Annotated in this window: 26 protein-coding genes; 14 read left to right on the top strand and 12 right to left on the bottom strand. The window is 63.0% G+C overall.

The window, feature by feature from the left end; genetic code table 11:
- Positions 1–29: 29 nt before the first annotated feature.
- Together ACFWVD_RS26435 and ACFWVD_RS26430 are read right to left on the bottom strand one after the other, a co-directional pair.
- Positions 30–1955 carry an AAA family ATPase gene (locus ACFWVD_RS26435; protein WP_379247255.1) on the bottom strand — a complete coding sequence of 642 codons (1926 nt, stop codon included), beginning with the start codon at positions 1953–1955 and terminating at the stop codon, positions 30–32.
- A gap of 3 nt (positions 1956–1958) precedes the next feature.
- Positions 1959–2441 (bottom strand): DNA-directed RNA polymerase subunit beta, encoded by a 483-nt coding sequence (locus ACFWVD_RS26430; protein ID WP_379247254.1) that lies wholly within the window; start codon positions 2439–2441, stop codon positions 1959–1961.
- 655 nt (positions 2442–3096) lie between these two features.
- Between ACFWVD_RS26430 and ACFWVD_RS26425 the strand changes: the two genes are divergently transcribed.
- A complete protein-coding gene (locus ACFWVD_RS26425) occupies positions 3097–4152 on the top strand; it encodes a hypothetical protein (protein ID WP_379247252.1) in 1056 nt (351 codons plus the stop codon).
- On the opposite strand, the gene ACFWVD_RS26420 is transcribed toward ACFWVD_RS26425, so the two are convergent.
- Together ACFWVD_RS26420 and ACFWVD_RS26415 are read right to left on the bottom strand one after the other, a co-directional pair.
- Positions 4149–4796: an HAD family hydrolase gene (locus ACFWVD_RS26420; protein ID WP_379247250.1), complete on the bottom strand. Its 648-nt coding sequence runs from the start codon at positions 4794–4796 to the stop codon at positions 4149–4151. The genes ACFWVD_RS26425 and ACFWVD_RS26420 overlap by 4 nt on opposite strands.
- 50 nt (positions 4797–4846) lie before the next feature.
- Positions 4847–5491, bottom strand: a complete 645-nt coding sequence (locus ACFWVD_RS26415) for a hypothetical protein (protein ID WP_379247248.1) — start codon at positions 5489–5491, stop codon at positions 4847–4849.
- 235 nt (positions 5492–5726) lie between these two features.
- Here ACFWVD_RS26415 and ACFWVD_RS26410 point away from each other — a divergent pair, with 235 nt between their 5' ends.
- Positions 5727–6077 carry an Lsr2 family protein gene (locus ACFWVD_RS26410; RefSeq protein WP_379247246.1) on the top strand — a complete coding sequence of 117 codons (351 nt, stop codon included), beginning with the start codon at positions 5727–5729 and terminating at the stop codon, positions 6075–6077.
- A 76-nt stretch (positions 6078–6153) separates the two neighbouring features.
- On the opposite strand, the gene ACFWVD_RS26405 is transcribed toward ACFWVD_RS26410, so the two are convergent.
- From ACFWVD_RS26405 to ACFWVD_RS26395, 3 genes are all read right to left on the bottom strand, one after another.
- The gene (locus tag ACFWVD_RS26405) at positions 6154–6999 is read right to left on the bottom strand and encodes a helix-turn-helix domain-containing protein (RefSeq protein WP_379247245.1); all 846 of its coding nucleotides are present in this window, start codon (positions 6997–6999) and stop codon (positions 6154–6156) included.
- A 43-nt stretch (positions 7000–7042) separates the two neighbouring features.
- Positions 7043–7381, bottom strand: a complete 339-nt coding sequence (locus ACFWVD_RS26400) for a hypothetical protein (protein ID WP_379247243.1) — start codon at positions 7379–7381, stop codon at positions 7043–7045.
- Positions 7382–7703: 322 nt separating this feature from the next.
- Positions 7704–8099 (bottom strand): hypothetical protein, encoded by a 396-nt coding sequence (locus tag ACFWVD_RS26395; RefSeq protein WP_379247241.1) that lies wholly within the window; start codon positions 8097–8099, stop codon positions 7704–7706.
- A gap of 150 nt (positions 8100–8249) precedes the next feature.
- Here ACFWVD_RS26395 and ACFWVD_RS26390 point away from each other — a divergent pair, with 150 nt between their 5' ends.
- Positions 8250–8672, top strand: coding sequence for a hypothetical protein (locus tag ACFWVD_RS26390; RefSeq protein ID WP_379247239.1), 423 nt, complete (start codon positions 8250–8252; stop codon positions 8670–8672).
- Positions 8669–9505, top strand: coding sequence for a helix-turn-helix domain-containing protein (locus ACFWVD_RS26385; RefSeq protein ID WP_379247237.1), 837 nt, complete (start codon positions 8669–8671; stop codon positions 9503–9505). Before ACFWVD_RS26390 ends, ACFWVD_RS26385 begins: the two co-directional genes overlap by 4 nt.
- A gap of 34 nt (positions 9506–9539) precedes the next feature.
- Here the strand turns inward: ACFWVD_RS26385 and ACFWVD_RS26380 are convergent, their stop codons facing one another.
- On the bottom strand, positions 9540–10049 hold the full coding sequence (locus ACFWVD_RS26380; protein WP_379247235.1) for a flavoprotein: 510 nt from the start codon (positions 10047–10049) through the stop codon (positions 9540–9542).
- A gap of 39 nt (positions 10050–10088) precedes the next feature.
- Positions 10089–11084 carry a hypothetical protein gene (locus ACFWVD_RS26375; protein WP_379247233.1) on the bottom strand — a complete coding sequence of 332 codons (996 nt, stop codon included), beginning with the start codon at positions 11082–11084 and terminating at the stop codon, positions 10089–10091.
- A 950-nt stretch (positions 11085–12034) separates the two neighbouring features.
- Between ACFWVD_RS26375 and ACFWVD_RS26370 the strand changes: the two genes are divergently transcribed.
- The 10 genes from ACFWVD_RS26370 (at position 12035) to ACFWVD_RS26325 (ending at position 20876) form a co-directional block, all read left to right on the top strand.
- Complete coding sequence (locus tag ACFWVD_RS26370) at positions 12035–12643, top strand: DUF5753 domain-containing protein (RefSeq protein WP_379247231.1); 609 nt, start codon at positions 12035–12037, stop codon at positions 12641–12643.
- Positions 12644–12661: 18 nt separating this feature from the next.
- Positions 12662–13360: a 6-phosphogluconolactonase gene (gene pgl / locus ACFWVD_RS26365; RefSeq protein WP_379247229.1), complete on the top strand. Its 699-nt coding sequence runs from the start codon at positions 12662–12664 to the stop codon at positions 13358–13360.
- Between the two features lies 1 nt (position 13361).
- Positions 13362–14435, top strand: coding sequence for an ROK family protein (locus ACFWVD_RS26360; protein WP_379247227.1), 1074 nt, complete (start codon positions 13362–13364; stop codon positions 14433–14435).
- A 1-nt stretch (position 14436) separates the two neighbouring features.
- Complete coding sequence (locus tag ACFWVD_RS26355) at positions 14437–15564, top strand: sedoheptulose 7-phosphate cyclase (protein WP_379247225.1); 1128 nt, start codon at positions 14437–14439, stop codon at positions 15562–15564.
- Positions 15561–16667 carry a hypothetical protein gene (locus ACFWVD_RS26350; RefSeq protein WP_379247223.1) on the top strand — a complete coding sequence of 369 codons (1107 nt, stop codon included), beginning with the start codon at positions 15561–15563 and terminating at the stop codon, positions 16665–16667. Before ACFWVD_RS26355 ends, ACFWVD_RS26350 begins: the two co-directional genes overlap by 4 nt.
- Positions 16664–17740: a hypothetical protein gene (locus ACFWVD_RS26345; RefSeq protein WP_379247221.1), complete on the top strand. Its 1077-nt coding sequence runs from the start codon at positions 16664–16666 to the stop codon at positions 17738–17740. The genes ACFWVD_RS26350 and ACFWVD_RS26345 overlap by 4 nt, the downstream gene beginning before the upstream one ends.
- A complete protein-coding gene (locus ACFWVD_RS26340; RefSeq protein WP_379247219.1) occupies positions 17737–18855 on the top strand; it encodes a DegT/DnrJ/EryC1/StrS family aminotransferase in 1119 nt (372 codons plus the stop codon). Before ACFWVD_RS26345 ends, ACFWVD_RS26340 begins: the two co-directional genes overlap by 4 nt.
- Complete coding sequence (locus tag ACFWVD_RS26335; RefSeq protein WP_379247217.1) at positions 18852–19535, top strand: ribulose-phosphate 3-epimerase; 684 nt, start codon at positions 18852–18854, stop codon at positions 19533–19535. The genes ACFWVD_RS26340 and ACFWVD_RS26335 overlap by 4 nt, the downstream gene beginning before the upstream one ends.
- Positions 19536–19743: 208 nt before the next feature.
- On the top strand, positions 19744–20190 hold the full coding sequence (locus tag ACFWVD_RS26330; protein WP_379247215.1) for a GNAT family N-acetyltransferase: 447 nt from the start codon (positions 19744–19746) through the stop codon (positions 20188–20190).
- A 41-nt stretch (positions 20191–20231) separates the two neighbouring features.
- Positions 20232–20876, top strand: coding sequence for an NUDIX hydrolase N-terminal domain-containing protein (locus tag ACFWVD_RS26325; RefSeq protein WP_379247213.1), 645 nt, complete (start codon positions 20232–20234; stop codon positions 20874–20876).
- Between the two features lie 49 nt (positions 20877–20925).
- On the opposite strand, the gene ACFWVD_RS26320 is transcribed toward ACFWVD_RS26325, so the two are convergent.
- From ACFWVD_RS26320 to ACFWVD_RS26310, 3 genes are all read right to left on the bottom strand, one after another.
- Positions 20926–21399, bottom strand: coding sequence for a DUF6083 domain-containing protein (locus ACFWVD_RS26320; RefSeq protein WP_379247307.1), 474 nt, complete (start codon positions 21397–21399; stop codon positions 20926–20928).
- A gap of 460 nt (positions 21400–21859) precedes the next feature.
- Positions 21860–23404 (bottom strand): DUF6119 family protein, encoded by a 1545-nt coding sequence (locus ACFWVD_RS26315; RefSeq protein ID WP_379247211.1) that lies wholly within the window; start codon positions 23402–23404, stop codon positions 21860–21862.
- A gap of 559 nt (positions 23405–23963) precedes the next feature.
- Positions 23964–24879 (bottom strand): tetratricopeptide repeat protein (locus tag ACFWVD_RS26310; RefSeq protein WP_379247209.1); only part of this gene is annotated, 916 nt, incomplete at its 5' end.

The following is a 24879-nucleotide window of genomic DNA, read 5'->3' as shown; positions in this document are numbered from 1 at the left end:
CTGCGTCAGAGCAGTTCGCAGGATCGAGGCTAGCTAGCGAATGGAGGCATTGGGGAAGGGTCGCTGCCGTCCGGCGGACCTGTCTCGACATGGGTTCTGACGAGTTCGTTGTAGGCGGCCTCAATGTCGGGCGCCTCGATCGCGACAATCTCTTCGTTCGAAGGTTCGCCACCATCCAACGACCGCGAAAGTCGAAGGTCGCGCACAGCGGCTGCTTTCGCGCAGAGCTCGCGGGCGAGGCGTCCGTTGCCGAGATCGTCGACAACTCCCGCTGCGACAACATGTTTGAAACACCGGTGCAGCGCTTTGGTCGCCTCATCGCCTGCGACGTTCCCATGGCTGTGCAAGACCGCTTGGGCGATCGCGGTGAGATCGGTCGGCGAGTACGAGGGGAAGTCGACCTTGGTGGTGAATCGCGATGCGAGTCCGGGGTTGCTGGCCAGCATTTCGGCGATTTCACGCGGGTAGCCCGCGAGGATGACGACCAGGCGGTGGCGGTCGTCTTCGGCGCGTTTCAGCAGTACTTGCAGTGCTTCGTTCCCGAACGCGTCGCCGCCGAGATAGCCCTTGTTGTTCAGCGCGTAGGCCTCGTCGATGAACAGGACCCCGTCGAGAGCGGAGTCGATTACCGCGGTGGCTTTGACGGCCGTGGCACCGAGCACCTGTCCGACCAGATCGAGGCGCTGCGCTTCGATCAGATGGCCTCGTTCGAGCAGTCCCAGGCCCGCGAAGATGTCTCCGAGGATCCGCGCGACGGTGGTTTTCCCGGTGCCTGGAGGGCCGACGAAGACGAAGTGTTGCAGTGCGGGATCTGCGGCGATGCCGCGACTTCGGCGAACCTGGGCCATACGCACTTGCGCGACCAACGACTGGATCTGCTGCTTGACCGGTTCCAACCCGATCATCGCGTCGAGCCGTGCCAGCGCGTCGGCGAGCAGCTTCTCCCGGTCACGTACGTGAGGCTCGGCGGCGATCGACGGCACCTGTGCTGGACCGACGGGCACTGGCGATGTCACGGGAACTGGGCTCAGGGTAGGCACCGCAACCAGGTTCGTCGGCACGATCTTGTCGAGCAGGCCCGGAAATTCCGGGGCGTATCGGTAAGCGGCCTGGAAGTCGCGTTGCGCCAACTCCTTCCGACCGAGAGCTTCATTGGACAGACCTCGTATGACACGGATTTCAGCCTGAAATACGCGTTCGGCGTGCATCGCCCGTGGCAGTTTGCTCAGAACATCGAGCGCCTCGTCGAAGATTTGTTGGGCCAGCAGCGCCATCGCAGCGTACAACTCGACTTCATCGCGAATGAACTCATCGGTGACACCGTGCGAGGACGTCAGCACGACGGTCCAGTCCTGGCTCATGAACGCGTGCCGAGTTCTCAGGAGGCGAACCGGGTCGTCGTCGACCGTCGTCGCCGCGAGGAACTGCGCTGCCGAGTCGAGCTTCCCGTCGCGGAGCAGCTTGGCGACAACGGCCAACCACAGATGCGCTTGCGTTTCCAAGCCGTACGTGACGTAGAAGCCAAGGTCGAACCGCGACGAGAGGTTACGGCCGAACTTCGACCGGAGGGCTCCGAAGGAACCGCTATGGCTGGCCATGGCCTTGATCGCCTCGTCGCGACGTAGACCGACGGCGTGCATCCCGAGCCACACATCCGCAGCGGTGGGATCGTGCTGGACCGCGGTCGCGAATGATGCCTCCGCGCGGGCCAGGTCACCATGATCGAGATGGTTGACCCCGTCGAGCCACCATGCCTCCACGGGACTCAGTTCCCTCGACGGCGTCCGCCTGTGCGACCGCATCACATCCACTCCCCTTATGGCCTCAGCTCGGTCAATCTCCGCCACCCGCGAAAACCAGGCTAGCGTTCCGAGAAACGTGAGGTCCACCGGAGTCGTTGGCGGACATAGCTTGTCAATGCTCGCCGAGCCTGCGCCAGGTGGCGGCGTGGGCACGATTCAGGATGGTCGAAGCTTCGACACTGCCAGGCACTCGCGCACGCAGTCGAGAACGGTAGTCCCGGAGGGCCGAAAAGGGGTTGAGGCAGGAGCGATCCAGGTCCTGGAAACTCTCTGGTCCGGCGCGGGCGACGGCAAAGCGATATCTCCGTCGCGGATGACCACCACTCGCGCCTGCCACAGCCGTGCCAGCACGGCGGGATCGAGAATCGGGCGTAGATCAGAACGCACCAGGTAAATCCACACTCCAGCGCGAGGCTGGCCGATGATCGGGCACGGCCCCTCGTTGCGGCGATCGAGTTCGATCTTCACTCGCTGCGCCAGATCGGCGGGCATCATCACAGCCCCGGTCGAGCCGGCACGCATCGTGATCCTCCCCGTTGCCTGGTCGACAAGAGTCGGCAGACCGCACACGTGCCGGTAGTAATGACTGCGCGAGCGTGGCGAATCAGCAACGGCAAAGGGGTCATCGGCCTGGTTCATCGCAACCCTTCAACCGTGGACGTCGCGATGCCAGTGAAGTTCGCGGTCCGACACCAGGTCTCTCCTGATGCCCACCGATGCAAAGCGACGGCGACCGGGAGCGAGGGCAGGACACCGATGTAGTCGGCCGGCGCCGGCCCGAATGCCGCTGCGTATCGGCCTGGGGTGCGCCGAGGCAGCGCACCCCAGCGAACGAGCCCAAGTCGCTCGAGATTCTCGAGCATTTCGGAAAGTGAAGGGGTGGGCTCGTTCATCGTTTACTCCGTCTCGGCCGACAATCGTGATTCGAGCTGGCACCTGCACGGAACCTCGGTAACCAGCAGCTCAAGACTGATCCCATCGGGCGGTCGAAAGAAGGACAAATATGGGGACATTTGAAGTCCGATGGGAAACACTGACCTCGCCAACGTCCTGATAGCGGACTATTCTCGTGTGCATGGGAAACAGTGGGAACGCGGCGCTACGTGCGGCGCGCCAGGGGCTGGGGTACCGATCTCAGGCGGCCCTGGCTGATGCACTGACCGAAGTCGCACGCACGATCGGCCTTCGAATCGAGGTCGCGGCCCGCACAGTGCGGCGTTGGGAGTCCGAATCCCCACCGTGGCCGCATCCAGAGCACGCAGCCGCGCTGGAGGCGCTGTTCAAACGTCCCGTGGTGGAACTGGGATTCATCCCACCGTGGCCGAATGATGCAGAGGGGCAAGCACTTCGAGGACAAAGTGGTGCCACCGGGCCTCGAAAGTTGTCCCAGTATCGCCGGGTCGCGGGTGGAACAGAACTGCCAGCGTCTGTCGCGAAGAACTATGCGGCGATCACGGTCGCCCATCGCGGGATGTACTGGTCACTACCCGCGAACCAACTGCAACGATCCGTCGCGGATCACGCCCGGATGGGGGCCGACCTCCTCCCGCAGATCGATGTCAGGGCGGCAGTGTCGCTCGCCAAGGCTGTTTCCGAATCGGCACTGCTCGCAGGACGTCTCGAGTTCTTCGACCTTCAGCAGCCCGAGGCCGCGCAGCGCAGTTTCGTTCTCGCGCTCCAAGCCGCGCACGAAGCAGCTGACGCACTCCTCGGATGCGTAGTGCTGGCGCACATGGCGTTCATTCCCGCGTTCTCTGGAGAAGCGAAACGAGCTGAGGAAGCAAGGGAGCGCGTTCGCGCGGCACGGGCATTCGCCCGCCGCGCCAACGGGAACCACGAGCTGACGGCGTGGATCGATGCGGTCGAGGCCGAAGTGGAAACACGCTTCGGCAACACCCGGCAAGCGCTGAGCCTCATCCATCACGCCGAACAGTCGTACGCGCTGCACGATCCGCAGCAATCGCCGTCACCGGAGTGGTTGGACTGGTTCACTCCAATTCGGCTCGCCGGCTTCAAAGCGAACACCTTGATATCGGCGGGAGACGGTCGCCAAGCGCTGGACACCCTGCGTCGAGTTCTCGACGAACTTCCTGCGGAATCGGTGAAACAGCGGTCGGTCTATCTTGCCGACGCTGCAGCGGCATGCGTGTTGGAGAAGCTGCCCGAGCAGGCATGCGGCTACCTCGAGGATGCACTGGACGCGATCGGAGAGTACTGGTACGCAACGACTCTCGACCGCATCAAGGCCGTTCGCCAGGGGCTGCGCAAATGGGACTCGCTCCCCGAGGTACGCGCACTGGACGAGCGGCTCTACGACTGGCACACAACCGTCAACTCGATTTCCGGTTAGCGCTCGGCTTCTACAATGCCCGGCAGTTCGGAAAGGCTGTTGATCCTCCAGTCCGACAGGTCGTGAACGTCGTCCCTATCCCGGTGGATCCAGCCCCACGGCCCGCGCTGAATATAGGCGGTTCGCATCCCAACCTTCACGGCTGGCGTGATGTCGTTGTCGATGCGATCGCCGACGTAGATGATCTGCGACGCGGGGCATCCGGCGACCTCGACAACCTTCTCGAAGAACGCGACGTCAGGCTTCTGAACTCCCCAGTCATCGGAAGTCGCGATGGAATCAGTCGGCAGATCGAGCCCGCGCAGTATGCCGCCGGCGCGGGCCGTTTGGTTGCCGACGATGCCCACCCAGATCCCCATCTCGCGGAGGTTCGCCAGGGCCGGGCGCACATCGGGATAGAGGTCACCCTCCCCGAACCACTCCGGCTTGCCTGCCGCAGCACGCGCTTCACGCTCGCTCTCGAGATCGAACCCAGGCTTGAACACCTGGAACGCTTGCCGATAGTCCAGCCCTTGGGCGATCACCGCCCCGAACACCGAAGCGAACGTATGACGGGGCACGCCCAACCAATCGGCCCAAGTGCCATACTCCCGCGTCTCGTCCACCAGGGTCTCACCGACGTCGAACACCACTGCCTTGATCACCAAAAGCTCCTACTCCACACACCTGAGAATGCGGTGCCAACGTGCCAGCATCAGTCTAGGGGCGCAGGGCTGTCAGCTCCGAGAGGTTCTGATACAGGACGCCTTTCACTGGACAATCGGGGCCGACGGTCAGGGAAGAAGGCATTCGGGTATGTGCCCGACATCTGGCCAGCGAGTTCCCGGGACGCAGTGTCGAGTTCATCGAACGCCTGCAGCAGACGCACCCCTTCGACCGCCGTCGACTGATGGATGGCCAGTACACGATGGAACCCGATGATGGGATCCTCGATGCCGAAGATCTTGGCCGTCGCGTGTATCGCGTCGTTGCGGACATCCGCCCAGTCACTGATGGCCTCGATGACCGCGATAAACGAAGGGTCGGTTTCGACCGCCGGGTTGTCGGTCTTCTCAAAACCGTTCAGCAGCTTCCCACAAAGGCGTTTTGCCGTATCCCTGCCGGTGGGTTGCACCTTGCGAATTCGCCAGTATCGGCTCGCCAAACGATCGCTGAGAAGCGAATCCAGAACCGCTACTGCTTCGAGGTAGTGGCCGGTCTCAATCGATTCCATCACCCAATCGAATGCTGCGGTGTAGCGACGTGCGCGTCGGGCCCCGAAACCTGGATCGTGAGCGAGCTGTCGAGTCTGCTTGTTCCCCAAAATATTTCCCTCCACGACACCGATGGCTGCACTCACAGTTTATTCATCGTGACTGTCGGCAATACCGTTAATAGATGCACAGCATCGCCCCCGCCAACAGCACATATCCTAGCCCGTGGCCGAATCCCGTTCTGCAGCAGTCGATCCGATACACTCCTGGAGTGCCTTCCGGGAGTGACCCGCCGCCTCGGTCCTGACACTAGGCGTGCTCGGCACGACCCGCTCTACTACGATCTGTGTCACACCCTGTACCCCAAAGAAAAGGATTCCTATGGCCCGCAAAGTCGTTGTCAGCCTCGTCGATGATTTCGACGGCACTTCCGAGGCCGACGAGACCGTTACGTTCGGGGTGGACGGGGTCGCGTACGAAATCGACCTGTCCGACGCGAACGCAGCCAAGCTGCGCGAAGCGTTCGACCAGTGGCTCCCGTACGCCCGCAGAATTGGCCGCGCCAAGACGTCCGCAGGTCGCCACGCAGCGAAGTCACCGGCTGGCGTCACCGCCCGCCGCGACGACCTCACCGCCATTCGCGCTTGGGCCGGCGACAACGGCCACACCGTCTCCAGCCGCGGTCGGATCTCCGGCGATGTCATCGCCGCGTACGACGCCGCATCCGTATAGGCGAACAGTCGCGCCGAGGTCTTCCCACCTGACCTCGGCGCGACCGTCGTGAGCCAAAAGGCCCCGATCGGGGCCATTACACCGCTTGTTCAGTACCCTTCTTCCGGACGTGAACCATCGCATTCCAGATGAGGGCACGCGCCGGATCCCCGACCACGGACTGAGCAGCGAGACGCTCGAATATCCTTTCATACAGCGAGATCTCGCCAGGTTGCCTGATCGCCAACCCCGCCGAAGCCGTCTCCAGTGCAACCTCGACTTGATCGAACATGAGGAAGTCGGGCGCAGGGCCGGGAAATACCGCGTCCTTGGGTATGAGACCGATCGTGACACGGGTCGAGTTGGTGCAGGTGAGCAGATGTTCGAGTTGACCCTCCAGCACGGCGTTTCCGCCGACTGCCGTGTAGAGAGTTTGCTCGGCGATGATGAAGTGCATGCGTGCACGCCCCTGGCGCACCGCATTCTGGCGGTTCATCCGCGCCTCGACTGCCGCCTCAACCGACTCGCCGGATTCCACAAACTCGAGACAGGTCCGAAGTACTGCTGTCGCGTACTCCGTCGTTTGTAGTAACCCGGGAATCAGCGTGGGGTCGTAGCCCCGGATCATCTCGGCTGCCGCTTCGATCTGACCCGTCCGTTCCTGGACATTTCGCGATTTCATCCGCCGCCATTCCATGTAGGCAGTATCAATATTTTGCGAGTACGCGAGGAGATCCGAGAAATCATCCTCCGAATCTGTCAATCGGCACCAGATATGAAGATCAGACCGCGACGGCAAACGCTGACCGAGTTCATACCGAGTGACCCTGGCGCCACTCCATCCGGCGAGAACCGCGAGAGCGACACCGCTGAGATCCGCGGACATCCGCAACTCTCGCAGCCGCGCACCGAATGCCTGCCGAGCGAATTGATCCTTGCTCACGTCTGAAACCAATAGTCCCCCAATTGATCCGGTGACCGGCAGGTCACGACCCGAGCACAGCCGACGGCTCGTCCGGCCGGACTTCAACCCCCATCGGAACCTCGATGCACAGCTCGTGGTCAGGCACGTCGAATTTGTTGAGCACCTCCGCGTCGACGACAGGAGTACCCGTCAGCAAGAACGTCCCCTTGCCGGTGTCGTCGAGCTTGACATTGAAGCAGGTCCCCCGTTCGAGAAAGGTCAGCAATTCATATGGAATCTCGACGTGCTGATCCTTGCCCGGAACCCGCCAGCCCTGAACGATGTAGGTTCCACGTTCGGTCGCGTAGAGCGTCGGCGATCCGTTGTTCCGAGTGCTCTTGCCGAGAAATCGAGTCCGCATACCATCAGTCCTTTGTGTAAGTCGTTGTGGCAGCGATGATTTTGAGGTAGCGGCCAGCATCACGTCAAAGATTTCGTGTTTCGCTGTCAATTTCTGGTAATTGCCCAGGTCGCGAAAAGTCGCGCCGCGCTTCACTGTTGGGCGCGAGTGAGTCTCGCGCAGGCTGTTCGGACGATGGAACCTCTGGAAGCGAGGCGTTCTCGGTAGGTGCCTGGCCAGCTGGCGCGTCCGGCCAGAAGAGGGCACGCAACGCTTGGATCCCTTCGCGCGGAATTCGATACATGTTCAACCTCCATCGGGTGCTGTGAGCGGGTAGCAGCAATCAGGCCGTCTCGCAGCCGCCGATGATGGCCCGAAGCCACCGCGGGTATCTCCGTCGCGAACGGACGAGCACGACGTCACACAACAGGGCAAGGTTCGGGGGTATCGCCCCCTCGAAATGGGCTGCGCTAGGCGCGAAGACCACGTCGACGTCGTACTGGTGGACAAGTCGAATGAGTTGGCCGATCGGGTCGTCCCGCGGTTCGCCGTGCACCATCCGCAGCAATCGGCATCCGTGCGCCTCGGCGGATCTGGTGATGATGTCTGTCGCCGCGGACACACGTTCTTCGAGTAGGTCGATCCGTAGGTAGCCCAGCGCGTTCCGATGGGCGTGAGGTCTGGCCACCGCCTGATGCAGGGCGATGTCGGCTACGAGATCGGTGTTGTATCCAGCCATTTTGCCCCATCTCGCTGAGTTGTTCAGTGCCCCTTGCGATGTCGCGGGGCCTGAATCAGTTTGGCCCACCATACCTCAGGGCGTTCCATGCCGTTCTGAATAGACTCATACCTATTGCCTCTACCTGCTTGTTCTGCGAGACTGTCTTCTGTGACAGAACTTTTGAGCGTGCGACACGCAGTGGTTGCGTTGCGATTCCTCGGACGAGACACCCGCAACGGTGGATCACCGACGCTGTACGCCACCGATCGCGACAGCTACATCGTTCAAGGCTGGAAGGTCGAGGGCCGAGGCGATCGGGTCGTCGAGATCCCCCATTCCCTGCTCGCGCATCTCGAGCACGGAACCTGCTTCAGCGTCGAATTCGAAGACACCGGATCGGGAACATTCCTGCTGTCGGGGGTACCGCTTGCCGACCTCGCAACCCTGGCGATCATCAGTCCACCGGAGCACGAACAGTGCATCGAGGTTGCGATGCGCGCCCAAATCCGGCCCGTCGGCGATTCCTCACAGGGTCGAACGTTCACCACCGACCGGGAGTCGAGCGGTGACGGCTATCGTTTGAGGCCGTGACAACTGCTCAACAAGACCTCGAACAACTAGGAGCACGGCTGCGTGAGCTCCGCGAGCACGCGAAGCTCACCGGCCGCGAATTGGCGCGCCGTGTGAACTGGTCGAACTCCAAGGTGAGTCGCTTGGAGAACGGGGCCAACATCCCCACCGAGAACGACATCAGGGCATGGTGCCTAGCCACCGACGCCCATCTGAGCGTCGCCGGCCTTCTGGCGACTGTTCAACGCATCAACACCTCCTACACCGAGTGGCGCAGGAGAAGCTCGCAAAGCCTGCAAAACAACCTCGCCGAGCGGGAAGCCACCGCCAAGAAGATCCGCGTCTACGACAACCAACTCGTCCCCGGCTTGGTACAGACGCGCGCATACGCCACGACTGTTCTGGACCGCTGCATTGCGTTCGTCGGTGGTTTCGACGACTTGAACAGCGCCGTCCAAGCCCGCCTCGATCGGCAAGCCCGACTGCAAGCCGGCTCACAGCAACTCGAACTCGTCGTCTACGAGGACGCGCTCTACACCCGGGGATTCGACCTCCCGACAGTGCTCGAACAGCTTGAATTCCTTCTCACCGCGATGGACGAACCCCGCATAACGCTCGGCATCATTGCTCAGCCCGCCGAGTTCCAGTGCCCGACAATGCCATTCACACTGCTCGACGCGGACGAGGTTCACCTGGAAACTCCCACCGCGGCGATCACGGTCACTCAGCCTGGGGAAATCGCGCTGTACGAGAAGACTTTTCAGCGACTTTCCGATGCTGCTGTCACAGATTCTGATGCACGGAAGCTGATCCAACGGGCATTGGACCGCGTCATCGATCCCCAACGCCGCTGACAATCAACTCGGCCGCACGACCATCAGCTGAGTGTCAGTCCGAGCTGAGAGCCTTCAGCGCAGCCATCCACGGCAGCGGGCCGGTGTCGGCATCGTCGCTGATGCGCACGAATCGCACGCCCCACTCCGCGAGACGGGCTTTTGCCTCGCGTACGGCCGGGAAGTTCATCTGCTCCCGCTTCGAGTGTGGGATCGCCACCACCGGCAAGCCAGCTCCGACCGCCTCTACCAGCAGCGCAAGCGGCAACGTGTCACCGATGCCTGTGGCCCATTTCGCCAACGAACTCGAGGTCAAGGGCGCCGCGATGATGGCATCGGCTGAGGGCAGCAGATCATCAGTTCCGGGTTTCTTGAACTCCGAGCGCACCGGATATCCGGTCTGCGCCGCCAACGCGTCAGCGTCGATGAAACGGGCGCCATTGGGCGAGGCGACGACACATACGTCCCAGCCGTCGGCTTGCGCCAATGCCACCAGCTCGCCCACCGTGTCGGCCGGTGACGCACCGGTCACGATCGCGTACAGCACCCGAGTGCGCTCTCTCATGAGCCCCATCATGGCAGTCGTGCACAGGGTTTGCCCGACCTAGGCCATCACTACGCCTACACGCTGAGCAAGCTTGCCCAACTCGCCAGTTGTGAGGCCGTGCTTGGCTTTGCCCATCATGAAGCCGACGACCTCTTGCACGGTATCCACGTTCCGAACCTGCTCTGGCGCTATGCGTTCAGCTCGCAGCAGGGCATCGAGAGCGACCGTGTAATCACCACGCGACGCGGCCGCGCGCCCCACCTCTACGAAGTACTGCGCGGCCCGGCCCGCGGTCGGCAACGTCTGAGGATCCAGGTTCTGCGCGAGGGCCAGCACGGTGTCTGGCTCGCGCGCCTCCATGGCCACCGACATTTTCCACAGCGCTACGTTCGACGAGCCAAACGTGGTGTTTCCGATGATCGATGAGCTATCTGTCGCGACGGGGCGGTCCAGCCGTGCGGCGTACTCGGCGGCGTGATCCAAGTGATCGTGTGGATCCCCGCCGAAAGCGGCCGTCGCCAGCGATGCCTGCAGGTGCAGCATCCCCACCGTTTGGATATCGTTGGCGGTCCGTGCTCGCGGGCCCACCATGGCCGCAGTGCTTTCCGCACAATCCAAGGCGGCTTTCATCGAGCCCGGTCGAGCCAGCAGCACTTGGCTGCTGACGAACGTCGCAGCGGCGAACCCGGGCAGGCTGTCGATGGTGCGCGCAGCGTCCTGGGCTGCCCGCGCGGCCGACCAAGCCAGCGCAAGATGACCGCGGGCTCGCATCACCACTGAGGTGTCGAAAGCTACCTGCACCAACGTGTCCCACGCGCTGCGCTGTTCGACAGGGCGGCCTTCGAGGGCGTGGCGGTACAGATCGGTGATCAATGGCGCCAGTATCGCCGCGAGAGCGGTGTACTCGCCCGCCATATTGAGTCGTGTGACAGCTCGGCTTGTGGCGATCAGCGCGGGGATCGGGCGCAACGGCCCGGCATCGGCGACATTGCCTGCCGCCCAGAAAGCGGTCTCGATGTCGGTAACCAGGGCGGGGAAGTCGTCTACGTCCACCAACACCGTGTCCTCGTTCGACGAACCTTCCCCCACTGCGCCCGCGTCAGGCACACCGAATCGGTCACGGATGAAACCGTCGTGCGGCAGTAGCGCACCGGCGGCTGTTGGTGGGACATGGCGCGAAGACATTGCTCGTCGGTTCTTCCACGCGACCTCCCCTTCCGCCACGATCTCCTCGAATCGTGCCCGGTCTTCCGAGGTTGTGCGTTGGGCGTAGGTCGTGTCCAGGATCGACTGCGTCACAGAGCGGGGTTTGACCGCACTGAGCCCCGAGCGCCAATTGTTGACCGTGGTTGTCTCGACGCCCAGCAGTGCGGCGAACTGCCGGATCGACTTACGCATCGCCTCTTGAAGCGCAGCAGCTTCGAAGCCGGTCCATTCCCGCCCTCGTATCATCGCCGCCCCCTACTTTTCAGGACCTGACCTGGGAAATGCCCACGGTACGCCTACGGTAGGCCACCGCTGCGCGGTTCCCGCCTATGCTACTGGCGGACCACGATTGAAACCAGAACCCGTCCTGGGGAATCCGCGGCAAACTGCCAGCAGGTGCCCCTCATTGCTTGGAAGCATAACCAGGGAGGCCTTGGTGATCGAATGCACGCGATCGATCGTGAGGCAGACCCGACAATGAACAACGGCGGTCGGTCACCGCGCCCTGACGAGCCCGACATTCGCCTCACAGTCGAATTAGCCGGTATGCAAGTGCATTTCGCCGCGTGTCTGACGGCCGCTCTGGTGTTCGTCTGCGACGTGGCCGGCAGCCGCCCCGGCACCGTTTCCATCTACCCCGGGCACTGCACCGGATTGCCCCGACTCCCCAACGAGCGACTGTTCCTCCAGCCCTAACCCGCGCACAGCGACCCGACAACGCCCCCGACTCACCTGACCACACCCAGTGGACACTCCATCTTCTATCACCATCGAAATATCTAGGAAAGGTTATGACCATGTCGAAGAAGAGCTGGTACGACATCACCGATGGCGGGCTGGAAACGTTGCAGCGCAGCCTGATTCCCATCGAGGCCAACACCAAGAATCATCGCAGCTACAACCCCAAAATCATCCCCGGGCTACTGCAGACCCACGACTACGCTCGCGCCATCCTCACCAAATGCTCGGCCGTGCTGAACCTGGCCGACGACAGCGAGGCAACCGCGATCGCACGCATGGAACGCCAGGCCGTACTCGACCTGCCCGAGCACGAGTTCCACATGCTCATCGACGAGAGCGCGCTGCGACTCACAGTCGGCACCCCTGAGGTGATGGCCGCCCAGATCCAGCACCTGACAGAGATACTGACCGCCCGCGACCACGTCAAGATCGGCATCATCGCCCTCGGTGCCGAATTCGTCGCGCCTGCGATCAATTTCGTCATCAAGGACACGATCGTTGTCGACAGCGAGGGGATCACCGGGCCGATCGAGTACACGGAGAGCGGCGAGATCGAACTGGTCGAGCGGACCTTCGATCTGCTCGCGGCGACGGCTGTCTACGGCGAGGAGGCTCACGCCATCCTGAGTCGGGCACTGGCCAGCCACACCGCCACCGGCATCTGATCCGTCCAGTGCCAGGAGATGTTCATGCCGCTGACATGTATGTTCCGCGACACACCCGCCGATCTAGCCTCGGCGGCTGCTGATCTGATTGCCACACACGTTCATTCGGCGATCAGCGCCAGGGGCGAATGCCTCATCGCAGTCGCCGGCGGAACGACACCAGTGTCGACCTACCGCGAGCTGACGAGGCGCGATATCGACTGGGCCAAAGTAGTTTTCGTTCAGACCGACGAGCGGGTGACGCCACAGCTAGCCGACCGATCGGATGGGTTGATCGAGAGCGCCCTTGGCCTGACCGACCCGGGCCATCGCGCTACCTGGCACCCGATTCCAGTGAGCGGCGACGGTCGCGAAACTGCTGCGGCGTATGACGAACAGCTGTCGCTACTGCGCGCCGAGGGTGTTCCCGATATCGCGGTGCTCGGCTTGGGAACCGACGGTCACACCGCCTCGATCTTCGATCACACTCTCCGCGAAGACCCGTACCAGCGGGTGGTGGCCACGACCTATCACGGCGAACAGCGAGTAAGCCTCGGCCTGAACTATCTACAGGCCGTGCCGACTCGCATCCTGCTCGCCACCGGAGGCAGCAAGCGAGCGGCGCTGGCGCAAATCCTCACGCCCGCAACGGGGGCTGCGGTGACATCGGCGGCTGTGGTACTCGGCCAGGACGGGTACATCCTGGCCGATGCCGCAGCCCACCCGGGCCAGGCGTGAAATGGGAAACGTAACTGACGCGAACCGTCCGGTGATCGTGTTCGATCTCGGCGGGACGTGGTGGCGTTGCGCGGTCGTGTCCCCCGCCGGAGAGCTCACCGATCACGACCGGCACCCGGCCGTGACGAAGGCCGGCACCGGGAGCAATACCGACTCTTTGCGCGAGCTGATGGTGCAATTTCTTCTCGCTCAGACCCGTCGGCTGCTCGAAATTCATCCCGGTGCCTCCGATGTGGGGATCTCGATCGGTGCCGCGACCAACGGACACACCGGACAGATCCTGGCCAGTGCACCGCTGTGGGGCGACAGTGCCGACCCCTTCGATCTGCGAGCGGCGTTACGGGAGAACGAACCACGAACCCGGTGGTGGGTGGTCAACGACGTGACCAGTCTCGCGCTGGCCATCGCCCACCGGCCAGCGGTCCGTGCGATGGGCGTGAAAACCGTTGCGGCGGTGACAGTCAGCAGCGGGATCGCCGCGCGCACGATCGATGTGGAATCCGGTGCGGTGGTCTTGGACCGCGTACACGGGATTCAAGGCGAAATCGGGCATCTGCCAGCTGTTGTCACCGCACAGCTATCGACCGATCCGCCAGTGTGTGATTGCGGCGCTGTCGGGCACGTCTCCGCAATCGCGGCGGGAAAGGCGATCGACCGCCGTCTGGCGCAGCTGGCCGGCATCCTGGGCGCGGACGCGAACACCGAACCGACGCCGCTGGCTCGACTGCGGACCGCCTTGGAAGCCGATAACGCGTATGCCACAACGTTTCTCGACTCGGTGACCGCACCACTGGCGAAAGCACTGCTGTATCTGCTGACCATCGATCCGCGCATCGATCACGTGTTCATGTCCGGCGGGGTCGTCGACACGCTCACCGATCACTACATGAACAGCATGTACCGCTGCCTGGAAGCTGACGGTCTCTACCTCGTCTCCACTCACCAGCCCACTGTCTTTCGCGACCGGATTTCGCGGCTGGAATCCGACGGGCTCGATCCACTGCGCGGTGCCGGGCTTTTCGCTCGCACGCGATCGCTACCGGCAACCGCCGGGCCCGGGGAAAGGAATCACTGACATGGACCGCGTCTGGGGTGTCGCTGCGACACAAACGATCTGCTACCGAATCCGACGAACACGAGACTGCCTGGACCCCGACAACAGCGACCTGGCCGACGCGGTAGGCATCGGCAATCGCCGCACCCTGGTCTTCGTCGACTCGACGGTCATGAGCTTCTTCGGTGACCAGATCCTGGCCTACTTCGACACCTACAGCGCACGCTGCACCGTGGTGCCGATCGAAACGACCGAGCGCACCAAGAACTCCGAGACCGTGAACCGGATCGTGCGCGAGTACGACAAGTTCGGACTCAGCCGGCGTCGCGATGCTGTCGTTGCTGTCGGCGGTGGGGTCCTGACCGATGTCGTCGGGTTCGCCTCGAGCATCTATCGCCGCGGAGTGCCGTACGTCCGGGTGCCGACCACCCTGTTGGGCATGGTCGATGCTGCGGTGGGAGTCAAGACCGGGATCAATTTCAACGGCCGTAAGAACCGGCTCGGGACCTATTACGCCTCGAGCGAGACACTCGTCGATCCGTGCTTCCTCGCGACGTTGCCGGCCCGTCAGATATCCAACGGGATGGCCGAAATTCTCAAGATCGCGCTGGTCAAAGACAGTGGGCTGTTCGAACGTATCGAACGGGAATGGAGCACCGCGCCCGGTTTCGGGGCCGACACCACCATCAGTGGTCCCATCATCGATGCCGCGATCACCGCGATCGTCGAGGAGCTGGAACCGAACCTGTGGGAAGACAATCTCGCCCGACTGCCCGACTTCGGCCACACGTTCAGCCCCTCGTTCGAGCTCGCGGCGAGACCGAAGCTGTATCACGGCGAAGCGGTCGCGATCGACATCGCGCTGTCGTGCGTGCTCGCCCAACAACGCCAACTGATCGACGATGATTGCTTGGGCAGAATCTTGGCGCTGATGGCTCGCGTCGGGCTGCCGTTGAGCCATACCTGCATCACCGACGAGATGCTGAGAGCGGGCTTGGCCGACTCGATACGGCACCGCGACGGCAACCAGAACATCCCGCTGCTCACCAAAATTGGCACCGCGATCTTCGCCCAGGACATCACACCCACCGAGCTGGCCGTCGCAGCCGATGCGGTGCGCCCGCTGCATGCCGAATTGTGCGCCGCATGAGCACCACCGCCGCTGTCAACCGAGTCCTTGTCCGCCGCGGAGATCGACTGCACCTTCGGCGCAGCCTGGTGCCCGGCGCATCCGAACTACCCAGACTCCGTCGCGTCCTGCGGGTCGGTGTCTGTGGCACCGACCTGCAGATGCAACGTGGTGCACGCTCTGACCAAGCGACGATCCTGGGCCATGAAGGTCTCGCCCTGAACCCGGACAAACGAGGTTGCGAGATCTTCAATCCTGTCGACCCGAGAAACCAGGACGTGATCCTGGGCCACAGCTACGACGGCATCCTGCGCGATTATGTGCCCGCCGCGCTCCCGTGCGGGGTTGTGCCCGCGCACGAGGGCCTCCCGGTCGATCTCGGGGCGCTGGTCGAACCCGTCGCTACCGCCCTCTACGGGTGGGAGCTGATGGTCGAGCACCTCCGCCCGGAGGCAACGGTCGCGGTCTTCGGTAGCGGTTGCGCGGCGCTTCTGGTGTCGATGCTGGGCGAGCACCTCGGGTACCGAATGCAGCTCGTTCACCGGCGCCGCGCGCGCCTGCGCTACATCGACGAACTCGGTGTGCTGCGCGCGAGCACGCTCACCGATCGGGTGCAACCAGCCAGCGTCGCAGGCGCATTCGTGTGCCTGCCCCGCGAGGCGACCTTCACCGCCATCGGTGCGGCCGCCGCGAGCCTGTGCGACAAGGGCGTGCTCGACCTGTTCGGCGGCGTCGCCGCGGGACTGCGGCACCCGGCACTGCCCGGCATCGATTTGTCGGCGGTTCGGCGCGCCAACGTCTGCGGGCAGTCCCCCAGTACCCGCTACGTCCAGGTGTTCACAACCTCGGGCAAGCGGGTACGGGTGACCGGGCACCGCGGAACGTCACCAGCCCACCTCGATCAGGCCCAACGCCATCTCCTCGCCGCTCCCAGCAGATTCGGACGGCTCATCAGCCACGTGATCTCCCTCGACGAAGCCGCCGAGGCCATCCCCGGCATGGCCCGAGGCGAACGACCTTTCGGCGAGCACGTCAAGGTCGTCGTCGACCTGACCATGTCCGGGCCCGCGCGCGACGCTGACACCTCGACCACCGTGGCCGATCAACTGAAGGCGCTCAGATGACCGCACTCGACGTGCAGTCCTATCGGCGCATCGAGCACCGCGATCACACTGCCTTTCTCACCACCGCCACCGTTGCCGATGCGTCCTGCGGGCTCGGCTCCGCCAATGTTGTTCTGGCACCTCGTGTGGTCGGTGTCTGCCGCTCGGATCTGCGGGAGATCAGCGGTGTCCGGTTCGGGCGTCGCGACTTCGGCCACGAGATCGTCGGCAGCGTCTTCGACTGCAGCCCAGCCGTGGCCGACCTGCGGGGGCGCACGGTGGTGTTCGATCCGCATCCCACGCTGGCCCATCGGACATCCGGATTCGGCGAACTCGTCGAACTCCGCGGTGAACCCCACCAACTGCGTGCCGCACTGGTCCCGGTCCCTGACGGGCTCACCGACCGGGTCGCTGTGTTCGCAGAACCGCTGGCGTGCGCGGTGCACTGTGCCACCCGGATGCATACCGTGACTGCCGAACTCGGCCTGAAACCAGACACTGTCGTCGCGGTGTTCGGTGCGGGGATGGCCGGGATCCTGATCAGCGCTGTCCTCACCGCCACCGGCCACCGGTGTGTCCTGCTCAATCCCAGCGACGCGCGTATCGGGTTCCTGCGCCGTCGACGCGCCCTGCCCTCGCGGGTCTTTGACACCCACCGGCACCGTCCACCGTTTCAGCGCATCGTCGTGGCCACTGCCGCCGCCACACCGCATGTGCTGGCGACCTGCGTGGACATGCTCGCCGAAGATGGACTGCTCCTGCTTTTCGCGGGCACACAACCCGGTGACCGGCTCGACACCGTCGACATCGACTACCTGCGCCGAACCGAAGCCACCCAGTCCTGCGGTTCGCGGGACCGGTACCACCTGGCGGGCACTCACGGAGCCGGCCGTGCCGATTTCCATACGGCTCTGAATCTGTTGCAGCAGGCCCCCGAAGCCGGGTGGTCACCATGGATCTGTGTCAAGCGACTGACCACACAAGTCCTCGGACTCGCCGCGGCCCCCGCCTATCTCACCGCCAGCGCGACCCACGGCGGCATCGGCAAAACGATCGTGCAGATCCGTCCACCCATTCCCCCGGAGCAGCGATGAAGATCCCCCGCTACAACCACCGTGCCCAGTTCGCCGACCTGCCCGCCACCACCGAGAAGATCAGGCACGCGTTAGCTACCGGTGATTACATCCTCGGTGAAACGGTTGCCCGCTTCGAACAACGATTCGCCGACTACCTCGGCACTGCCCACGCGATCGGTGTCAACACCGGCACCGACGCACTGACTTTCGCCCTGACCGCGCTCGGCGTCGGACCCGGCGGCGAGGTCATCACCGTCGCGAACACCTTCCACGCCACCGCCGCGTCCATCGCCGCCGTCGGAGCCAAGGTCGTGCTCGTTGACTGCGAACCCGATACCTATCTGATGGATCTCGACGCGCTCCACGCAGCGTGCGGGCCGCGCACCACAGCCATCCTCGCGGTCCACCTGTTCGGGCGCAGCCTGGACATGGACCGGGTCACCGCCATCGCCGCTCTGCACCAGATCCCCCTCATCGAGGACTGCGCCCAAGCCGTCGGAGCCACCTGGAACGGCCGACGCGTCGGCACCTTCGGCGCTGCCGCAGCTTTCAGCTTCCACCCGAGCAAGAACCTCGCCGCGGCCGGCGACGCCGGAGCCGTCGTCACCGACAACCCCGACATCGCCCACAAGATCAGGATCCTGCGCGGCCTCGGACAGGACGGACAGCACAACCACGTCACGCTCGGGGCGAACTCCAAACTCGACACGATCCAAGCCATCGTCCTCGACGTCAAACTCGACCTTCTCGACAGCTGGAACACCCAACGCCGCACCGTGGCCGATCGCTACACCCAAACCCTGACGCACGCCGACATCGCGGTTCCACCGCCATCGCAAAGCCCCGGCGACCACGTCTACCACCTGTATCAAGTCCGCGTGCCTCATCGCAATGCCGTGCTCGCACAACTGCGCTCGCACGGCATCGACGCCGTCGTCCGCTACCCCGTGGCCATCCACCACCAACCCGCCTTCGCACGCTACGGGTTCGACGGACAGTACCCACATGCCGAACACCAGGCAGCCAACACCTTGTGCTTGCCGATTCGCCCGGACTTGTCACCGGCAGAGGTCGACTTCGTCTGTGACCGCCTGACCACCGCAATCACCCACCCCCAGAAGGCTCTCGCATGAACGTATCCATCGCACCGGCACTGATCGGCGCAGACCCCCTGGCCTTGCGCGAGGCCATCGACGGTGTCACGGCCAGCACCGCCAAGTACCTGCACCTCGACATCATGGACGGCCACTACACCCCCGCGATCAGTTTCGGCATGCGCACCGTCGCCGCCATCCGCCGGCACACAACTCTGCCCCTCGATGTCCACCTGCAAACCCTGCAACCCCAGCGCTACATCGACGACCTCATCACCATCGGCGCCGACCGGGTCTGCTTCCACGTCGATGCCGTCACCGACGTGGGTACCGCACTAGACACCCTCCAGCAGGCCGACATTCGCACAGGGCTGGTGCTCAACCCCGACCTCGGTCTGGAACTCCTCGACCCCTACCTCACGCGACTGGACTTCGTCGTCCTCATGACCAGCCGCCCCGGCACCAGCACCTTCGACTCCACGGTCATCGACAAAATCCGCACCCTGCGCACCACCCTCCACAACCTGGACCTCGACACCGTGGAACTCGTCGCCGACGGCGGCATCACCACCATCACCGCACCGCAGACAATCGAAGCCGGAGCCGACACCCTCGTCGCGGGCAGCGCGATCTTCAGTTCCACCGACACCGACCTGACCACCGCGGTCCACCGCCTCGCCCGACCTGTCCAGACCACCGCCACCGTGCGGGAGCACTGACTGGAAACCCGCGAAGTTGCGCGAACAAGCCGACCAACGAGCTCGTGTCCGGTGCAGGTCCACCGGGTACTCCACGGATACTCTGGTGCCGACGTCGCCGCTGCCGCATTGGAGAAATCCCGGCGGATGTGTCGAAACCTGTTCCAGCCCTGCACTTTTCGGCCAGTTCGAAACGTCGATTCCGTGATCCAGCACAGAAGGAGCCCCCTTGTCGCAGATACCCGAGGTGGTGGTGATCGACATCGTGACCCAGGTAGACGACCAGACTCTGGCCTCGATGACAGCCCTGCTGCCCCAACTGTCCACCACCGCAGCACCTTTGACCCGCGACCGCCTGGAGTCGGTCATCGATTGCCCGTCGACGCGGCTGCTCACCGCGCGTGTCGACGGCAAGATCGTCGGCGCGCTCACACTGGTCATGTACACGATCCCGACAGGGCTGCGAGCACGCATCGAAGATGTCGTCGTCGACCAAGCCGCCCGCGGACTCGGCGCCGGGCGAGCCCTGACCACCGCTGCGCTGGCCATCGCGAAAGACCATGGAGCCCGCACAGTCGACCTCACGTCGACCCCGACGAAAACCGCAGCCAACCAGCTCTACCAGCGGCTCGGATTCGCCCCACGCCAATCCACGACCTACCGCATGACCCCCTGAACTCCCACTGCGACAACGCCGACCAGACCGAAGGACCCCGAATGGACACCGCTCAACCCACAGCCGAGGCCCAGATTCGGCAACACGCGATTGCCCTGGCCGCCCTCGCGCACAACGGCCTGGTCTTCGCCACCGACGTCTTCGACCGGCAACGCTACGAGCAGGCCCAGCAGATCGCCGTCGACCTGCTCGCCCTGATCAGCAACGGCACCGCCCAGGACCTGGCCCAGAACGTGTTCCTCGAAAAGGGGTACATGACACCCAAAGTCGACGTCCGAGGCGGTGTTTTCGACGACCAGGGCCGCATCCTGCTCATCCGCGACCGCAGCGACGAAAAATGGACCCTGCCCGGCGGCTGGTGCGACGTCCTCGAACCACCCTCACTCGCCGTCGAACGCGAAGTCGAAGAAGAATCCGGAATCACCGTGCGCGCCAGCAAGCTCGTGGCCCTGCACGACCGTGACGTACAAGGCCACCAGCCCGCCTTCCCTTACCACGTGTACAAGCTGTTCTTCCTGTGCGAGACCCTCTCCCACGGCCAACCCAGCCCCGTCGAGACCATGGAAATCGGTTGGTTCGACATCGACAACCTGCCCGAACTGTCGACCACCCGTGTACTCGACAGCCAAATCCGGCTTCTCCACGAGCACTGGAACAAACCAGACCTGCCAACCCTGTTCGACTGACCGCTCGACACTGCCGCCCGGCAGACAAACGGACCACCCACGCGGAGTGTCAGAGGTTCTGTCTGACCATCCAGTCCCTGCGATTGCCTCGCCATATAGCGAGTAACAGTGCGCCGTCTTCCGGAGCTCGTTTGGCAGGGCAGACGTCGAAATGGGTGATCCGACACTCGTCCGTGGGGTTGGCACCGCCCAAGTTAACCGCTGTGCCGTCCCCAGCAACGCGCCAGCGTTTGCCCGGTGGGATCTTCGACGTCGGGTAGGCGCCGGGTTCGAGTAGAAGCCAGCGCCCATGCAGCGTTCGATGCCATAAGCATTCGGTCTCGCAGTATTTGCAGGTGCTTGGCGTGCCTTCTCGGATATCGGCGGCTGGTGCGACACGGAGCTGGTCGGCTGTTAGCTCGACGTCGATCTTCTCTGGTTCGCGGTCGGGGAAATTGACCGCCTCGTCCCAACACTTATCGCAGGCAACGGTCCGGAGAGGAACGGGTCGTTCCTGCGCTCCCTCACCTACCCCACAGACCATGCACGCCAGAATGCTCACAACGGAGATACTCTCATGATTACATTGCGCGCCAATGACTTTCCTCTGCGCCGACTCGATCCTACGGCCGAGCATCGGACTATCGATGGCAGGGAGCCCGCTCAGTCGCGGGCGGCGTCGCTCCTGACGCGACTCGGCGAGAAGGTGCGATCAACCATGCGAATCCCCCGCTTTCGCGATCGGTGTTAACCGCCTCAGGTCAAGGCGTTCTCCCTGCCAACCGCTGAGATGCGGGACTGGTGCAGGATCCGGTGACGGTGTGACCTGCCCCAGCCCCTGATGATGACTCAGCTCCACGACGTCGACACGCAAATGAGCACGACCTGCGACGTCATGGACCGCCAGACCGGCCTGTACCCACAGCGCCCAGCGAACTCGATCGCCAACAATTGGCGCGTCTCCATCTCGCCTCCCGCGTCCGGGGTACCGGACCGGCCTATTTCTAGAAGCTTAGCGTCGGGTCACTTCCGGCGTGCCTGCTCAGTTTGATGACCGGGACAACTCCGACGTCGAGGCACAGCTTTGCCCAGTCGGCGATCTTCTGCTTCAGGATCACCGATTTGGTGTCGGCAATGTTGGCGGGCGGCCTCTTTGCCTGGTAGCCGAGCCACAGGCAGTATCGTTCAGGTTTGGGTAGGTCGGTGACGGTGGCTTTGTTCCGGATGAGTTCCAGGACCGTTGTCGCCTGGTCGCAGACATAGCCGAGTTTCTGTGCCGTGCCGAACTTCACGGCGAACACGGTCTTTTCGAGGCTCAGGTCCCATGCTTCGACCGGCGTTCCGGACGCGATCACCGCAAGACTGAAATCCTTGTCGGCCTTCTTATAGCCTGCCCCGCCAACCTGATCGGAATCATTGAATGACGGTTCGGTTCCGGTGAGCACGGCGAACATCTCCTCGGTCGGCTCGACCTTGATTTCCCGCACGTACTTATCGATGAAAGCCAGATAGTCCTGATTAAATTGCTTCCAGACTCCGCCGGACAGTGTCGCCCTGTGCAAATCGACCGTGTAGTCCAGCGCCTGTTTCAAGGTTAGGTGCGGCTTGTGCCAGTCACCGTCTTCCGTGAACCTTGTGATTTTTATGGCAAATATTTCGTCACGTGCCAGTTTCCGGGAACTTATGTACAGGCGGAGGTCTTCGATGGTGAGGTCGTGGTCGAAGCCTTTCTCCGGGAACAGCATCGACCTTTTATTGCGGGCTTTCAAGTCAAATTTTCCGGGCTTTCCGAACAGAGAGTTGAAGTCGGCGTCATACAGATCCAAGCTGTTTGTGGTGAATTCCTCCTGGTCGCCGGTCCCGAGGATCGCATCGAGGAGGAGGTTGTCCAGCGCAGCGAGCAGTTGCTTGTCCTTTACGGGTTTCTCCCGGGGCAGACGGAACAGTTCCGGTCTTTTCAGCTCGGCCTCGATAGACGACAGAAACGCGGGGATTCCTGATATGTCGATAGGAGGTGACAGGGCGACAGATGTGCTGAAACTACCGGCCGATCCGTACATCTCTTGCTTCGATTCGATGATTGCCGCACGGATCTGGTCGATCGACTCACCGCCCTCGATGTCAAGATGCGTGTGCGACCGATAGACCCGGCTCTCCCTCTTCCTGATGCTATGGGACCGCTTCGTCCCGGTCTGCTTGACATCGCCCTTGTTGGCGATCCGTTTGGCCAGGTCGAGCCCGAACTCGTAGTCACACAGCGACCGGGCCTGGTGGTGGCCGGATCCATATGACGCGGCGTAGCACGAGGACTCGTTGTAGAAGATGTGCAGGCCCGCATGCTCCTTCCTGGTGGGAACCTCCCGGTTTTGGAAGAACGACGCGTACCGCTTCACCCATCCCGCGACGGCATCCTCGCCCTCTTCGAACCAGAATTCCGAGTGCCAGCCGATGTCGGTGTACGCGAGGATCAACGTATAGCCGTTGTCTTGGAGAAGCGCGCGAAGTGCATCCAGCGAATTTCGTGGAATCTTGAAGATGTTCAGTTCCATCCCGTGGCTCCCGGCCGTTGCTCGTAGTCGAACGTCGAGCGCCGTCACGGCAAGCCACGGTGCACACCACCGCGATCCGCTACCCGGGCGGTACCCCGCCTCGAAAGGTACCGCATCTCAACGGAATCAGCGACGGGCACAGTCCAGCCTGAGCCAGTCGGTCGAGGGGACGGGTCGACGCCATGAGCCGGGATGTCGCGAGTCGGCTTTCGGGGCGATGATGAACGACCCCCTTCGAATCCCCGATCGCATGCCCTCGGGCTGCCCGTATGGTTACCGGCCTTGACTGCACTCGATGTGGTCCGCAGTGCAGCAGGACAACTCGGCTGCTACCTTGTCGGTAGAGTTTGCGGCGGCACGTTGTCATCCACCGCCATCGTCGCATTGACACGGTCACAGTCGAGGTTCCTACGCAACCACGATCCCGGAGTGCATGGGCTTGTGTCGATGGAGGGAATCAGGAGATCCTTGACTGCATCCGATTGAATAGCCGTCGGAAACTTTTGAATAATCCTACTCGAATAATTCGATACGATAGACCCCTGACCGGCCTCTACGACTATTCCGGGTATCCTGCGGCGACGGCTTTGCCGTACCACAATGCGGCCAGCTCATGTTGGCCGCGGACCTCGTGGACGATCCCGAGGCCGTACATCGCACCAGCATCCCCTTTCGACGCACCTGGTAACAGAACCTTCTCAGCACTGTCGAGCTTTTGCTGAAAGATGTAACACACTGTCAGCGGTCTTGTCGCCAACGTCATACCCGCGTTTAGTGCCGCTATTAGGTATGCCTCGGCGCTCGCATGCTGGCCGGACTGAAGGAGTCGCGTTCCGACCGCGAGGTTCGATTCAGGGTGCCCGGCGTCTGCAGCGGTGACGAACCACCGCATTGCTTCATCTGATTCACCACGGCTGTCCAGTTGCCGAGCCAGATTGAACATCGCGCGCTGGTCTCCTCGCTCCGAGCCTCGGCGAAACCAGTATTCGGCGGACGTTGAATCGAAGTCCTCCAAGGACAGGCGACCGAGGCTGTTCATCGCGTGAGGGCTGCCGGATTCAGCGGCGGTCGAGTACCAGTACTTAGCTCCTGCCAGCTCTCCCTCGCTTTGGAGCTGGCTTGCGAGATTCTCCTGCGCGAGGACATATCCAGCTTCCGCAGCCTTGCGATACCACGATTGGGCGGTGGCCCGATCTCCCTGTTTTGAGAGCACGGATCCCAAGTTGTTCATAGCGGCGAAATCCCCGGCGGTCGCACCTTTTGTGTACCATTGTTTCGCTTCATCTAACCGCCCTTTTTCGAACATGACGTTCCCCAACCCGGACATCGCTTGTACAAATCCCTGTGCGGCTGCGGTGCGATACAGGGATTCTGCTGCATCTAGTGCCGCGTCCGGAAAGGTTGATGCGGTAACCGCTCGGGGTGGCGGGTTGATCCGTGGCCGGTGACCGGTGATGCTGCCCAACGGAGGTGGT

The organism is Nocardia sp. NPDC058666, from assembly GCF_042714895.1.
Lineage (GTDB): Bacteria > Actinomycetota > Actinomycetes > Mycobacteriales > Mycobacteriaceae > Nocardia.
The sequence above is the reverse complement of the archived record's forward strand: the minus strand, read 5'-3'. Positions and strand labels throughout refer to the sequence as shown.